Here is a 15,451-nt window from a genome sequence, read left to right on the forward strand (position 1 = left end):
TATATTTACTATTTTTATTAGATATTAACCAAAAAAGTAAATATAAATTTACGTTATAACCAACCTAATAATAAATTATTATTTACTTTATTGTCAATAGGATTTTGAAATACAGAAAAAGGATGTTTAGCACCGCCTCCAAAAATCGAATATGATTCAACTTCTTTCTTTGCTTCAAAACAAGATTTTTAAGCCGATCCTAAAAAATGCAGCGAATCTGAAAGAACAGTCCGTTTAGCACATCCATTTTTTCAGTGACCATCATGATTGCCATTTTGCTAATTCATATGTGAATTTAGTTGCGATTTTATACGCCAAAACAATAAAAATGTTGATATATCAACAAAAATTAAAAGACCAATTCTAATGCGAATTGGTCTTTTAATAGAAATAGATATGTTATTTTCTCTCCCGCAAGTGAATCCGTTAATATTAAAAGCCAGCCCTTTTCATCAATTACGATACTTGCTGTTGATAGACAGAAGATGCGGATTTTACACGCTTTTTATTCGGAAGAACATGGAATAAAATGTTTAACACGATCGCGGTGAGACTGCCGGCGACGATGCCGCTGTCCGTTAAAATACGAATGCTTGCCGGAAGTTCAGCGAATAAGTTCGGAACAGCGGTCACCCCAAGCCCCATGCCAACCGAGCAGGCAATGATAAATAAGTTTTCTTGCGATGCAAATTCAACTTGGCTTAACATTTTAATTCCATAGGCAATGACCATGCCAAACATCGCCAGCATCGCGCCGCCGAGCACCGGCGCCGGAATAATCGTTGCTAACGCGGCGATTTTCGGAACCAATCCAAGCACAATCAGCATGATCCCCGCCGCATAAATGACGCGGCGCGTTTTGACTCCCGACAATTGGACAAGTCCGACGTTTTGTGAATAAGTCGTATACGGAAACGCGTTCAACAATCCGCCGATCACCATCGCCAGCCCTTCAGCGCGGTATCCGCTCGCCAAATCGTTATCCGTTAATTTCCGGCTACAAATATCGCCAAGCGCAAAATACACGCCGGTCGATTCGACTAAACTGACGAGCGCGACCAAAATCATGGTCAAGATCGCCGTTGCGTTGAACGTCGGGATTCCAAAGTAAAACACGTGCGGCAGATGACCCCATGAAGCTTCGGACACCGCGCCGACATCTACTTTTCCCATCAATGCCGCCGCGATCGTTCCAATGACCATACCGAGTAAAATGGAAATGGAGCGGATGAATCCGGTAAAGAAGCGATATAAGATGACAATCAGCGCCAATACGCCAAATGAAAGCGCGATATTGCTGATATCGCCGAAATCTTTTGCCCCTTGTCCGCCGGCCATATTATTCATCGCCGCCGGAACAAGCGTAAGCCCGATGACGGTAACGACCGAGCCGGTCACAATCGGCGGAAACAACACGCGCAGCTTGCTAAAATATTTGGCAATGATCACGACAAACAGCCCAGCGGAAATAATTGCGCCGTAGACGGCAGATAACCCGTATTGCTGTCCAATCGCAATCATCGGGCCGACCGCCGTAAACGTACAGCCGAGCATGACCGGAAGACCGATGCCGAAAAATTTGTTTTTCCACACTTGCAATAACGTCGCAACCCCGCACGTAAACAAATCAATCGCCACTAAATACGTCAACTGTTCCGACGTCAAGTGCAGCGCCCCGCCCACAATAAGCGGCACAATAATCGCTCCCGCATACATGGCCAGCACATGTTGAACTCCTAATGAGCATAATTGCAACGGCTTCATTCACACATCACCTCTTCGATAAGTTTCACGGTTCCGTCTTGCAATGAAGCGATTCGCGCCAATGACACAACGCGATAACCGCGGGAACGAAGCAGCTGTCCGCCGCCTTGGAATGCTTTTTCAATAACAATGCCGATGCCGGCAACATGTGCCTTCGCCTGTGCAACGATATCCGTCAAACCTAATGCTGCTTGGCCGTTTGCTAAAAAGTCATCAATAATTAACACGCGGTCTTCACAGTCAAGCAGCGTCTGCGAAACGAAAATTTCTGTTTCTTCTCGTTTCGTAAACGAATATACACTCGCTTTATATGTGTTTTCCGACAGCGTTACCGGTTTTCGCTTCCGCGCCACAAGCAGCGGAACGTTTAACTCATAAGCAGTCATCAAAGCCGGGCTGATGCCGGAAGACTCCAGCGTCAGCACTTTCGTAATCCGCTCATGGCGAAACTCATCGGCAAAATGTTCGCCGATTTTCTTCATCAACTGCGGATCGACTTGATGGTTTAAAAAACGATCCACTTTCAACACATGTTCGGAAAGCACTTCTCCTTCTTCCATGATCTTTTCGATTAATTCGCGCATACCGTTCCCCCTTTAAATAAAAAAGCTTAAAAAACACTGTCCTCACTCATTTCATGAGTCAGGCAATGTCTTTTAAGCCAAAACAAACGAGACAAATGCCTATTCGGCATTTGCCGCTGATTCCGTTCTGACATTGCCACCCATAGTCGGCCGATTTACGGTCGGCCGGTAGAGACTTGCAGGCCATATTCCTGCAATTATATGAGTGAGTCAGCATAATGAAGTTATTTGCAGTATACCATGGTTTTTGACGTTTGGAAAGCATTTTTTCGATATTTACACGAACATTTTTTATTAATAAAAGATTATTGTTCGTATAATAATCATTTTCTCTCTAACATCGACGCTTTTCCTATACGGGTAGCGAAGAAAATCGTGCGTTCGCTGCCAATGGCCAGGGACAAGTTTGAAACCGCTGCCTGTCATTGAGTCGATCCAATTGCTGCTGTTCTCCTGCTATGATGAAAGCGGCTGTTCACAATATTTTCACATTTCTCCTCCCGCCTATGTGAGAAAAATCACTGTTATATCAATTTTTTAAGGTTATTATAGTGACAAAGTAAGGAATGAATAATTTGTGAACTAGTAAAATGCGCCTACCATTTTCCACATGATTTTGTATGATGAAGTTAGGAGATGACTTTTGTTGGGAGGAGGTATAGGAGATGGCAAAACCAGAATTGCAGCGAACAAAAACAAACACAAAAAAAATGAAAGAGCACGACACATCATTAAAAGGCACGCTTGCTTCTGTATTCTTGCTCGGGTTTTTCATCATTTTCTCATGGGTTAGTGTTTATTTCTTATTCTTGCATCGCTTATAGCTTATAAGGGAGGGGATATAGCCATGCATATGCACAAATACGAAAAAATTTGGCTTACGTTTGGCATTGCCTGTCTGTTTGTCTTCTTGACCGTCATCGGCGTAAGCGCCTTCGCCGAAGGCAAACAGCCGCCGAGCTGCTTGACGACCATCGATCCCGAGAAAGTAGATCAGACACCGCCGTTTAATAAACCTGGCTTAGTCAAAACCGGAGATAATGAATATCAGCTAAACATTGTCGTATCTGCCTTTGCATTTACGCCAAACCAAATCGAAATTCCGAAAGGCGCAAAAGTAACGATTAATGTGACTTCAAAAGATGTTATCCATGGTTTTGAAGTAGCAGGCACAAACATTAACATGATGGTGGAACCGGGGTATATCAATACTATTACGAAAACATTTAATCAAACAGGCGAATATACGATCCTTTGCAATGAATATTGCGGTGCTGGTCACCATATGATGACTGGACGAATTAAGGTGGTGGAGTAAATGATGAACGAAACAGTGAAAGTAGACCGTCGTGATGCCAAATTAGCTTTAGCGCATATTTATGTCGCATTTATCGCCCTTGCTTTAGGAGGATTGGCCGGATTATTGCAAACGCTAGTGCGTTCCGGAAAGTTTCAGCTGCCGGCAGGCATCAGCTATTATACCATTTTAACAACACACGGCGTATTGCTTGGCCTCGTCTTAACAACATTCTTTATTATCGGATTTCAATTCGCCGCAGTAAGCCGTACGTCCGGAACATTTTCCAACCGCGTCCGCTTCTGGGGCTGGGTCGGTTTTTGGACCATGACGATCGGTACGGCGACGACAGCGTTTTTCATTTTAACTGGGCAAGCATCCGTTCTTTATACGTTCTACGCGCCTTTGCAAGCACATGCCGGTTTTTATCTCGGCTTAACCCTTGTTGTCGTCGGCAGCTGGATCAGCGGCTTCGCGATCTTTGCCCATTATGCGCGCTGGAGAAAACAGCACCCTGGCCAAGCCAGCCCGCTGCTTACTTTTATGGCGGTAACGAATATGATTTTATGGCTTGTTTGTACGCTGGGGGTAGCGGCCACCGTTTTAATCCAACTGCTGCCATGGTCGCTTGGCATCGTTGACCGAGTGAACGTTCTAGTCAGCCGGACTTTATTCTGGTATTTCGGGCACCCGCTCGTTTATTTCTGGCTGCTTCCAGCTTACATGGTTTGGTATGCCGTTATTCCAAAGGTGATTGGCGGGAAAATTTTCTCTGACTCTTTAGCGCGGCTAGCGTTTATCTTGTTCTTATTTTTCTCGATTCCTGTCGGGTTTCACCACCAATTGCTCGAACCGGGGATTACGCCGTTTTGGAAATACGTGCAAGTTGTCTTAACATTTATGGTTGTCATTCCTTCGCTAATGACGGCGTTTGCGATGTTTGCGACATTTGAAGCATACGGACGCTCGAAAGGTGCCACCGGCCTGTTTGGCTGGCTTCGCAAACTGCCGTGGGGAGATGCGCGCTTTTTCGCGCCGTTTGTCGGTATGCTGTTCTTTATTCCTGCCGGTGCTGGCGGAATTATTAACGCTTCCCACCAAATGGACCAAGTCGTCCATAACACGATTTGGGTGACAGGGCACTTCCATTTAACGGTTGCAACAACGGTCGTGCTTACGTTCTTCGGCGCTGCCTACTGGCTCGTTCCGCACTTAAGCGGCCGGGTGATGACAAAAGCGATGAACCGCTTGGCGATTATTCAGACGGTGGTATGGGCGGTCGGCATGTCGTTTATGTCCGGTTCGATGCACTTTGCCGGGTTGCTTGGGGCGCCGCGCCGTTCGGCATTTTCCACTTACGGAAACTCGCCGCAAGCGCTCGAATGGATTCCGTATCAAATCGCGCAAGCGGTCGGCGGCACGATTTTATTTATCGGCATTATTTTAGTCCTTGTCATTATCACCAACTTAGCGTTCTTCGCACCGAAAGGAGAAACGGAATTCCCGGTTGCCGAAGCGGCAGAACCGCAAGAACGCGCCGCACTTGCTATGGATAACTGGAAACTATGGATTGGCATTACGGTCGCGCTTATTTTGATTGCCTATACAGTGCCATTCATCGATATGATTCAAAACGCGCCGCCAGGGTCAAAAGGATATAAATTATGGTAAGAAAAATCCCCCTCCCCGAAGCGGGAGGGAGGATTTTTTCTTTTATAATTGGTAGATGGTTTTATATTTTTCTTCTAAATAGCGGATCAAATAGTCGGCATTCAATGCTTCTCCGGTTGCGTCTCGCAAAATTTCCAGCGGTTTTTTCGTTTTGCCGAATTGATGGATCCGCTCTGTCAGCCATTCGCGAATTGGCGTTAATTCCCCTTTTTCGAGCAGTTCATCGAAATGAGGCAAGTCTTTTAGCATCGCATGCTTGAACTGTGCCGCATACATATAACCGAGCGCATACGACGGGAAGTAGCCGAAGCTGCCGCCAGACCAATGGACATCTTGCAGCACGCCGACCGCATCGTTATGCGGGCGAATGCCGAGGTATTCTTCGTATTTATCGTTCCAAATTTCCGGCAAGTCCTTTACTTCGATCTCTCCATTAAACAGCTGCTTTTCGATTTCGTAACGAACCATAATATGTAACGGATATGTCAACTCATCGGCTTCGATGCGAATTAACGACGGCTTCGCTTCATTAATCGCCCGGTAAAACGCATCAAGAGAGACGTCAGAAAACTGCTCCGGAGCATATTGCTGCAGGCGGGCATAGTTGCGTTTCCAGTACGAATAATGGCGGGCAATAAAGTTTTCATAAAATAACGACTGCGATTCGTGAATTCCCATCGATGTGCCCGTGCATAGCGGCGTCCCGATCAATTTCTCCGAAATGTGCTGCTCGTATAGGGCGTGGCCGCACTCATGAATGGTTCCAAAAATGGCGGTGCGGAAATCACGCTCATCATACCGCGTCGTAATACGGACGTCGTTTGGATTCAGACCGATGGCAAACGGATGCACCGTTTCGTCCAACCGGCCTTTCGCAAAATCATAGCCAAGCTCCTGCAGCAGCTCCAAACTAAAAGCGCGCTGTTTTTCTTTCGGGAACGGATGGAATAAAAACGATGTTTCCGGCTGATGCGGAGAAGCAACGACTTCCTGCACCAACGGGACAAGGCGCTCACGCAGCTTGCCGAATACTTGATCCAACACGTCGACCGTCATTCCCGGCTCAAATAAATCAAGCAATGTATTGTACGGATTGCCTTCATATCCCCAATAGTTAATAAACCGTTTATTGAATTCCACTAATTTTTCCAAATACGGACGGAACAGAGAAAAATCCGCTTTCGCTTTCGCTTCTTCCCATACGCTTTCTGCTTTCGACTGCAATACGACGTATTCCTTATACTCATCAGCCGGAATTTTTTTATTTCGCTCGTACTCTTTCTTGCATTCTTCTAACGTGTGGCGGGCCACTTCCGAAAGCTGCTCATACGCATGTTTTGGCGACAACTCGGCGATAAACGCCGCCATTTCCTCCGATGTGGACATTTTAAATACTTCCTGCGAAAGCATGCCAATGACTTCCGAACGCTGCTCGACCCCTTTTTTCGGCGCTCCTGTCCGCAAGTCCCAGTACATAAGGCTGATCGCCTCGTTATAACTCATCATTTTTTTGACATATTGTAAAAATTGTTGTTCTATTTTTTTAATCATGGTAGCGCCTGGTTACTAAAATCTATAAAAACCGACTCATCGCGATGGAACCAGGAAACACCGCTTGCCGCTCGGATTCTCACCGAGTTCCATCAGGAAGGGAATTTCCCTTGTCATTCACCTGCTGTGAAAGACACCCCGTGGCTCGCTGTTAGCGACGGCACCTGTCGTGCACCATTCCTTCCATCGGTCAGTACACGACAGCGATTTTAGCAACCAGGTCTACACCTCCCTCAGTTGAATTTGGTACTGGTTCAGCCAACAGAATTTGTGCAAGATGTTCCATAATGACCACTCATGTTCCTCTTTGAAGTTCTCGATCTTTTTTAACATCATCCCTAGATATTGTCGCAGTTTTGTTCCGCTTTTTGATTGCTTGTAGGATTCTTCCATCGACCCTAACATGGCAATCAAATGGCGTTTCACTTTCGTTTTTATGAGGTGAATGAGTTCTTTTGGCAATCGTTCACGATACCCTAATCCCCGTCTAGCAATGACTAAAGCGGCACTTTCATGGACGGATAACCCATACTTTTTCCTATACTTGAAACGTCCGATGACGCTGGTATACGCCGGATTCACTTTTTTGATGCGAAACCCCAGCCGCATCCCCCGGCGAATGATGGTGTCAGTCAGTTTTTTCTTTTTGAAGTTATGGGTGAAACGATTGAATCGTTTGTCCGTATCGTGCCGCTGTCTTAGTTGGATGTTTTCGATGACCACTGCCCCCACATTCTCTTGAAGCAGCCAGTCATACACATCTCGTACGGTTTCTCCCACGATGTTGTTTCGTTTATTCGCCCGCACATATTCGAGTTCATGGCAGTAAAACACTTTCGATTTGAGGAAGTTTCCATGTTTTGAAACGATGCTGACGGCGATGCGGTCCATATTGATATCCATCCCAGCGATTCGTTCCGCTTGAATCGGTTCATCATCGGTAAGTTCCCTGCCATATACCTCTTCTTCATAGATGAGATGAATGTAATATTCCCCGTTTTTGCGTTGGATTTCGACGGTATATGGTTGATATTCGATGATCGGCTTTCCTTTTGCATTCACTCCGACTGGTTCTCCCATGATGAGATCGATGATTTCCTCTTCATATTTTTCAGGAACCAACACAGGCAGCCTCAAGCGAGGAGCGTGTTTCCCTTTTTGTTGTTCCAGCGGGTTGGCGATTTCTACATAACATTGGTACGTCTTGTCGTCATAGGTGAGGCGAATATTCAAATTTCCTTTTTTGCTTTTATCGCCTCTGGCGTACAACTGATTCGAGCGCAAATCTTTCCATTCTTCATTCGTGATGTTTCCTTTCAAGCGCTTATAAAAGTTCTCTTTTCCACCAAAAATCACACCTGGAATTGTCCCTTGATCGAGATGGTGCTTTAGCTCGGCTTCTTTGGATTTCCATTTTTCTAATCGTCGGTGTAATCCGTCTAAACACGTTGGAAGATCGACGTTCTTCAGTGTTTTTCTTCCATGTTGGTAGTCATCGATTTTCTTTTCCGTTTTTTCGATTTTCGCCCGCACATCCTCCAAGCGAATTGGAAGCAACTCACGTTGAGAAGAAATCAGCGATTGAGCAAGCAAGACCGCATCTTCGGCAAACCGTTTGTTAAGTCGAAATTGGTGCGGAAGGTGCTTGATGATGTCTTTGGCGTTCCTTCCCTCCAACAAACGGTTGAACGCGTATCGCTTCGCGGAACAAAAGACGCGCATCAACTCATCTAATGAACGAAGTTGTGATTCATCATGAGAAACGATTTTCATCCCCCGAACGGTTTTCACCCCCTTGCCTTCCCCCTTGTTTGGAACTTAAGAACATATATTCGCTAAATCTTCTTCATTTCCTTTTAACATGAGGAAGGGGGAGAAGATTTTTTATCAAAAGACAGGGGATGATGAAAAAGATGAAGAACATCCACCTCTCCACGTCCAATAACAGGAGATATTACATGATTTTATAGATGTTTAACAAACTGCTTATACCTTTGGTGCTTTTGGCTGCATTGATAATATTTCCATGATGAAGGGCTGTTTTCCTCTTTTTTACGATAAAAAAAGAGGGAAGAAATTATTCTTCCCTCACTGATGTCGGCAGTACTCCTTTGATAGCTTCAATCACTTTTTTATTTTCGTCATCCGTCACAAAAATGGATGCGATGCCGCGGTCTTCATGGGTGCGGATCAAGCGCCCTACCCCTTGGCGCAGCCTTAGCAGCATATATGGAACGTCGACACTCCAAAACGGATCTTCGTACGCTTTTCGCTTTGCCTGAAAAACTGGATCATTCGGCGGATATGGCAGCGACCAAATAATGACGTTTGATAGCGACGGTCCCGGGATATCAAGGCCTTCCCATAAATGTTCGGCGCACAATATCGTTTCTTCATTCGCTTGGAAGATGGCGACGAGCTCGCTAATTTCCCGATCGCCTTCAAACAAAAAGGTGAATTGCTTCTCGCCGCTCGCCGCCTCTTTAAATTGTTGCAGTTCTTGCCGTGTCGGAAATAAAATAAGGGCTCGTCCCTCTGTTTCACGAATTTTTTCGAGGGCATACGCATACTTTTGCGCAAATAATGTTTCATCATTTCTAAACGTTGGCATAAAAATCGTCATTTGCCGTTCATAATCAAACGGCGAGTCGACACTGAAAGACAAATACTCATCAATGCCAAGGCTATTCGCAATATATTGAAACGATTTGCCGCTTGATAATGTCGCCGAAGAAAATATAAACGGAATGCGCTTGCTGAATACTTTTTCGCGCAATACTTCCTGCACAGTACGCGGCATGACGACGAGCGTCGTTTCTTGTCGGAACGATTCGAGCCATATGATCGCGTCGGCATTATTCATAAACAAATCAAGCGAATATTCAATTTGATCTAAATATTCATCGACAATATTTAATTGATAGTGATCGATCGTATATGTCTCGCTTTCAAACACGAGCTCATTGCCAATCTCCACTATTTTGCCGTGTAATTGTTTCGCAAGACGGAGCAACTTTGGCGAAAACATAATTTCTTGACGGTTGGAGCCGGCGACTTCTTTTGCACATGATTTCAGTTCATCAAAAAAGCGGACCATGATTTGCAGCGTTTCCTCAATTAAATAGGCCAGCTCTTCACGGATATCGTTTTCTAAAAGTCTTGTTAACAGCGATTCGAGCGTCGTTTCTTTCATCCGGTATGTCAGCGCTTTTTGCGCGGCAAATTCGAGCAAATGCCCCTCGTCAAATACGACGCAACTCGCTTCCGGCAGAAGCGGAAGCTGTCCTTCGCGTTTACGTGCTTCATATGTCCAAACATGCTCCATGTAAAAGTCATGGGAACAAACGATTAAATCAGCGGCTTTTCGATAATATTCGCGCCACAATGTTTGTCCGCAGCGATGGCGCTTTTCACATGTAAAGCAGTCTTGAAACGGATCCCAAGCGATTTTTTTCCATTGCTCATCCGTTAAATGAGCATATTCTTTCCGGTCCCCGTAATGATAGAATGCTTGCATTGGCTTATTGTCATGCACAAATGCCGGAAGTTCATCATAAATTTGTTCGTAAAGCTCGATATCCTTGTCATCATATGTCGTTACTTCTTCGAGTTTGTTTAGACATAAATATTGATCCGGGGACTTGGCCAACCGCACATCAATATGTAAACCAAGCACATCCGATAATTTCGCGATGTCCCCTTCTTTTTTTACCAGCTGCTCAATCAGCGTCTCATCGGCGCAAGAGATAATGGCCGGCTTCCCTGTATAGCGGGCGTAACAAATCGCATACAGCAAATAGACAATCGTTTTTCCCGTACCGACTCCCGCTTCGGCAAAAATTACTTTTTTCTCGCGAAACGCGCGCTCCAACTGGAACGCCATATAAATCTGTTCATCCCGCAGCTCAAAACCGGCTTCCGGCAAAATGTCATAAAACACATCGCCAATCCACTGGCTTAACTTATCAAAAAAATTCTCGTTTTTTTCTAATTTAAAAGGATAGCGCTCACGGCTCATCGTCTAAAAACCCTCCAAAAATAATAAATAAAAACTTCCTGCCCACTGTATTTGTTATGTATGCATGCATAAGCGCGCAACGGTCTTTTGCTGCGCGCTTACGGTTCTATAAAGTCTAACAAAATAATATTATGATTGATCATTCTCAAGAAGTCAAATAATATCCGCCGATGAACGAGCGAAAACTTCTTTAGCCTCCTTATGCTTTCAACGGGCTGGATATGCGGTATGTAAACGCTTGTTTCCACATGTTTTTTGCCGCTTCAATTTGTTTTAAATGTTCGCTATCGGCATTTTGCTGCACTAAACATTCGTATGTGCGATCAAGCGCTTCGGAAATTTTCATCCAGTCAAGCGAACAATACGTCATTTTCATCCCCTTCCTGCAAAAATAGTTCATGGATAATATCCGTATTATATGCAGAAAGGAATGCCTCTATTCCTTGCCGGAAGCGCCTATTTTTATTGACCGTTCGTTTTTTCTTTCGGCGGCCGCGGCCCCCAGTACTGGTAATAATGTGTTTCGATAAAACCGTTGAATAATTTTCGGCGCTTCGTCGCTTTTTTTCCATAAAGTTTTTCAAACTCTTTATGCGCCGTCAAAATATAAATGGACCACGTATCTAAGGCGGAGAACGTTTTGCCCATGTCCCGATACATTGCTTCTACTTCCCTACGCTCGCCGAGCCGCTCGCCATACGGGGGATTGCCGACGATGACGCCGTATTCTTTGCGCGTGCGAAAATCTTTTACTTGCATTTGCTTAAATGACACTAAATCGGCAAAGCCGGCTTCCATCGCGTTTGTTTTTGCGATTTCCACCATGCGATGGTCAATGTCAAATCCAGAAATATCAAGAGGCTGGTCATAGTTGGCCAAATCTTCCGCTTCCTCGCGGGCCCGCTCCCATGTTTTTTCGCCAATCCACCCCCATTGTTCAGACACAAAATCGCGATTAAATCCTGGCGCGATATTTTGACCAATCAGCGCCGCTTCAATCGGAATCGTTCCCGATCCGCAAAACGGATCAACAAATGGGCGGTCCGGCGTCCAGTTTGTCAGCTGCACGAGCCCGGCCGCCAGCGTTTCTTTTAACGGGGCTTCCCCTTGGCGGGCGCGGTAGCCGCGTTTATGCAAACCGGCCCCGCTCGTGTCAATCGTCAGCGTGGCGGTATCTTTATGAAGCGCAACTTCAATACGGTAAAGCGGCCCTGTTTCTTCAAACCAAGAAACGTGATACCTCTCTTTTAAACTTTCCACCACTGCTTTTTTGACGATCGCCTGACAATCCGGAACGCTAAAAAGCGTGGATTTTACCGATTTTCCGATCACCGGGAAGTTGGCATTCACCGGCAAATAGTCCGCCCACGGCAACGCTTTTGTTTGCTCAAACAGCTCCTCAAACGTTGTCGCTTTAAATTCTCCAACTTTTAATTTCACGCGATCTGCGGTGCGCAGCCATAAATTCGCGCGGCAAATCGCCAGCTCGTCGCCCTCGAACGTCACTTTTCCGTTTTCCACTTGACACTCATAGCCGAGACGGCGCACTTCATCAGCCACAACCGCTTCCAGTCCCATGGCTGCTGTGGCAATTAATGCAAAAGACTTCATAGGATACCTCCCGTTACCGTTAATGTGGCAACTGATATGCACAAAGTAGGTCATGTATAATAAAAAATTCTTTCCATCTCTCTATGGATTTAGCAGAGAAGATGTGATTCATTGCAAAAATACGAAAAGCTCTCCTTCATGCAGGAGAGCTTTTCACGGTATCCGTTACGACGTTAATAATGTTCTGTAAGCCATGTTCTGTACCTTCGTACTGCAAGCGGCTTATCGCCTCGTACTCCGGCGGTAATCATCTATCTACAGATGGAAAAGCTCCATCTGTCCTTCCCTCCGTTCATTTCCTTCGGGAAGGTGCCCCTACCATCATTTGGGTTTCTCGCTCGTGGGGTTTACCGCGTTCCACCTCTAAGGTTTCCCTTAGAGCTGCGTCACTGTGGCACTTTCAGGGTAATCGAACCATATCCCAATTGGGACTTAGGTTCTTTCCCCGCCGTCAGCCCAGCATTGCGCCAGACTGCCCTAGCTTATGGTTTCGCTAGGCACGAACACTACGGGCATCTCAGCACCGTGCGAGCATGGACTTTCCTCTACGGCAAAAATTGCCGCAGCGATTACCCGAACATTATTAACGCCGTTTGCACATTGTAGTATAGTTCATTTTCCGAGTAATTGCAATAGAAAAAGTATCCATTTTGTATGTATAGTATAGTGCATTTGTCTGCATGGAATTATTCATATAATTTATTGCCAAATACATGTTTTTCTAAATTAGATAACCGCTGCAAAATATCATAGTTTGTTGTTCCCACTTGCGCAGACGGCCGTTTTTGCAGCTCTTCCACTTGCCGTTTCAGACGAGCGTTTTCTTGCTGCAGCTGTTCAATTTCTTGTTGGAACGTTTCGTAATCTTTAATAATAATGTCCAAAAACTGATCGACTTCGTCTTGATTGTACCCCCGCATACTTACTTTAAACTCTTTTTCTAAAATTTCTTTTGGCGTTAACTTAATACGACCGGCTAACATCACTTTCACCTCAATTCTACATTCCGCTATTGTCTTTACTTTATTTTTTCAGAAATCAAATCGATTGTCAATTTGCGTTTCATTGTAAAAAAACAGGAACCGTCTTGGCGGCTCCTGTTTCATCGGGATTAAAATCCCCATGGGAACGGAGCAGGACCAGGGAACATGCAATGTTGGTTGGCTACTTCGTTGACAACCGACTCCGTATGCGGGAAATAATGTTGATGTTGGAAAAGATGATGGTTGACATGTGTCGTATGCGACGGATGAATGTGTGGTACGATCGTTGCCCCGAAATGATGTTGTACACAACATTGTGGCGGATGAACAATCGGTGCCATTACATGTGGTCTGCAAAACATACATCATTCTCCTTTCTTTTCATAGGCTTCTGTTTTACACTACTAGCCTATGATGAAAGGAGCGGACTCGTACTAGTATAGATACCCATTTTTCCTGTCCGTTGAAAACATACTGCTAATGTTACGTTAAATTAGTAAAAACAACAAACGTTAAGCATATGACGATAAAAAACAAATAAAAGATTTTTTTATACATGCTCCGCATCGCTTTCTCCCCGCCATTATTCATTTTTAGTGATTCCGATGAAATTGTACACATTTTTTATTTTTTCTACAAGATTCGAAATAGAAAAGTTAGTTTTTTTTATTTTCTGTCATATTTTGCGCTTGCCAAGGAAATATTTTTATTATTTAATTTCCTCTTGAGGCGCTCGATCCGTTTCCTCCACTCCGACTCTTGAGCACTGTTTCCCTGTTTATATGTGCGGAATAGCGTTTTCCATCGTTCATAGGCACGGGTAGCGTAGCGGTAAGCTTCGTAAACATCGCGGAAATAATGTTCATACGCTTTGGCCAGCTCCAATCCGGCTTTTACCTTCCATGCATCGCTTCCATGCTCCCATAGTTCCAGCCAAATCGCCGCGGCCTCTTCATACCGTTTTTCTTTTTTATATAAAAGCGACAGCTGCCATTTTGCCTGCCATGCTTCTTTGGTTTCTTTTTTGGTGACATGATGGTACACCTGCTTGGCGGCAGCCGTTTCCCCTAACGATTCCAGCCAGCGCGCCGTTTCCAGCTGCTCAAGCGCATCGTCTAGCCCTAAGGCGTCCAATAACTGATTGGATAAATGAATATAAAGACAAATTAACGATAAAATATCACGCTCGTTATGCTGAAACACCGGAAAAATGCGGTCTGGATGCGGTGTAGACAGGAAATCGGCGTACATCATCGGCGCCAAAAAGCCGGGAACATCTTCTTTCCGCTCCACTTGCAGTATTTCTCTTTCCACCTCAGAAAGACGAATCGACTCAAGTTTTTGCTTCCACATTCTCCTTGAGGCATGATACAAATCGAAATGACCGAACGCCGGCAGCTTTGGAACGGCATCGCGAATCAGCGTATGACGCGTTTTTACTTTCGGCCAGTCGAATGCTTTCCCGTTATAGGTAACAAGTGTTGTATAATCGACTTCCGACAGGAAACTTTGGTATAAAGCCACTTCCGCCCCCGGATGCGGCAAAAAATGCTGCCGAACGACAACCCGGTCAGCATACACGCGGGCATGGCCAAGCAAAAAAATGACATGCCCTGTTCCGCTGCTAAGCCCGGTCGTTTCCGTATCAAAGAAAAATAAATCGCTTGCTTTAAACCCTTTGCAAGAAAGCGGATGGGCAAAAGGAGCAGCCTGCCACCGCTGATGGACATGATGCAATTCTCCAAGTTGGTAGCGGCCGTGCCGGTAATCGAGCGGGTATACCACTTCGCGGATGAGGCAGTAGTCCTCGTCAAAAAAGAACGGCTGCACTTGTTTGTTTTGCCATTCATCCAAAAACGGAATTTCCAGGCTGTGCCGCCCTGCAGCAGGGGAGTCTGCATGTTCAGACGCGGCGCCATGGCGGGATGCCAGCTGCTCCTTCCATCTCGCTAGTTTTTGCTTCATTGACATC

At 45.3% G+C, this 15,451-nt stretch carries 13 protein-coding genes, 1 other RNA gene and 1 riboswitch; of the genes, 3 read left to right on the plus strand and 11 right to left on the minus strand.

The genetic code is table 11. The features are described 5' to 3' along the window. Positions 1-456: 456 nt before the first annotated feature. Together BV455_RS00805 and BV455_RS00810 are read right to left on the minus strand one after the other, a co-directional pair. Entirely contained in the window at positions 457-1,764 is a 1,308-nt protein-coding gene (locus BV455_RS00805; protein WP_218687618.1) for a nucleobase:cation symporter-2 family protein, read from the minus strand. Further along, positions 1,761-2,348: a xanthine phosphoribosyltransferase gene (locus tag BV455_RS00810; protein ID WP_042409568.1), complete on the minus strand. Its 588-nt coding sequence runs from the start codon at positions 2,346-2,348 to the stop codon at positions 1,761-1,763. Before BV455_RS00810 ends, BV455_RS00805 begins: the two co-directional genes overlap by 4 nt. A 123-nt stretch (positions 2,349-2,471) precedes the next feature. After that, a riboswitch (purine riboswitch) is annotated at positions 2,472-2,573 on the minus strand. Positions 2,574-3,058: 485 nt separating this feature from the next. Here BV455_RS00810 and BV455_RS00815 point away from each other — a divergent pair. Genes BV455_RS00815 through BV455_RS00825 form a run of 3 tightly spaced genes read left to right on the plus strand, consistent with a single transcriptional unit; the run spans position 3,059 to position 5,316 of the window. After that, positions 3,059-3,172: a cytochrome c oxidase subunit 2A gene (locus BV455_RS00815; RefSeq protein WP_375781791.1), complete on the plus strand. Its 114-nt coding sequence runs from the start codon at positions 3,059-3,061 to the stop codon at positions 3,170-3,172. Between the two features lie 23 nt (positions 3,173-3,195). Beyond that, a complete protein-coding gene (locus BV455_RS00820; protein ID WP_017437378.1) occupies positions 3,196-3,666 on the plus strand; it encodes a cytochrome c oxidase subunit II in 471 nt (156 codons plus the stop codon). Beyond that, on the plus strand, positions 3,667-5,316 hold the full coding sequence (locus BV455_RS00825; RefSeq protein ID WP_017437377.1) for a b(o/a)3-type cytochrome-c oxidase subunit 1: 1,650 nt from the start codon (positions 3,667-3,669) through the stop codon (positions 5,314-5,316). It abuts the gene before it with no gap. A gap of 42 nt (positions 5,317-5,358) precedes the next feature. Here the strand turns inward: BV455_RS00825 and BV455_RS00830 are convergent, their stop codons facing one another. The 9 genes from BV455_RS00830 to BV455_RS00870 form a co-directional block, all read right to left on the minus strand. Next, a complete protein-coding gene (locus tag BV455_RS00830; RefSeq protein ID WP_042409573.1) occupies positions 5,359-6,867 on the minus strand; it encodes a carboxypeptidase M32 in 1,509 nt (502 codons plus the stop codon). 222 nt (positions 6,868-7,089) lie between these two features. Next, positions 7,090-8,658, minus strand: coding sequence for an IS200/IS605 family accessory protein TnpB-related protein (locus BV455_RS00835; protein ID WP_223845283.1), 1,569 nt, complete (start codon positions 8,656-8,658; stop codon positions 7,090-7,092). 286 nt (positions 8,659-8,944) lie between these two features. Beyond that, positions 8,945-10,885, minus strand: coding sequence for an ATP-dependent DNA helicase (locus BV455_RS00840; protein WP_017437375.1), 1,941 nt, complete (start codon positions 10,883-10,885; stop codon positions 8,945-8,947). A 199-nt stretch (positions 10,886-11,084) separates the two neighbouring features. Further along, entirely contained in the window at positions 11,085-11,261 is a 177-nt protein-coding gene (locus BV455_RS00845) for a hypothetical protein (RefSeq protein ID WP_155835586.1), read from the minus strand. A gap of 86 nt (positions 11,262-11,347) precedes the next feature. Beyond that, complete coding sequence (locus BV455_RS00850; RefSeq protein WP_218687619.1) at positions 11,348-12,496, minus strand: THUMP domain-containing class I SAM-dependent RNA methyltransferase; 1,149 nt, start codon at positions 12,494-12,496, stop codon at positions 11,348-11,350. A 182-nt stretch (positions 12,497-12,678) separates the two neighbouring features. Then, positions 12,679-13,077: RNase P RNA component class B (gene rnpB / locus BV455_RS00855), an RNA gene on the minus strand. Positions 13,078-13,182: 105 nt separating this feature from the next. After that, the gene (gene gpsB, locus BV455_RS00860) at positions 13,183-13,479 is read right to left on the minus strand and encodes a cell division regulator GpsB (protein ID WP_017437372.1); all 297 of its coding nucleotides are present in this window, start codon (positions 13,477-13,479) and stop codon (positions 13,183-13,185) included. A gap of 128 nt (positions 13,480-13,607) precedes the next feature. After that, complete coding sequence (locus BV455_RS00865) at positions 13,608-13,841, minus strand: CotD family spore coat protein (RefSeq protein ID WP_017437371.1); 234 nt, start codon at positions 13,839-13,841, stop codon at positions 13,608-13,610. 304 nt (positions 13,842-14,145) lie between these two features. After that, positions 14,146-15,450, minus strand: coding sequence for a ribonuclease H-like domain-containing protein (locus BV455_RS00870; protein WP_409993677.1), 1,305 nt, complete (start codon positions 15,448-15,450; stop codon positions 14,146-14,148). Between the last annotated feature and the right edge of the window lies 1 nt (position 15,451).

Source organism: Parageobacillus caldoxylosilyticus (assembly GCF_019272935.1).
Taxonomy (GTDB): Bacteria; Bacillota; Bacilli; order Bacillales; family Anoxybacillaceae; genus Saccharococcus; species Saccharococcus caldoxylosilyticus.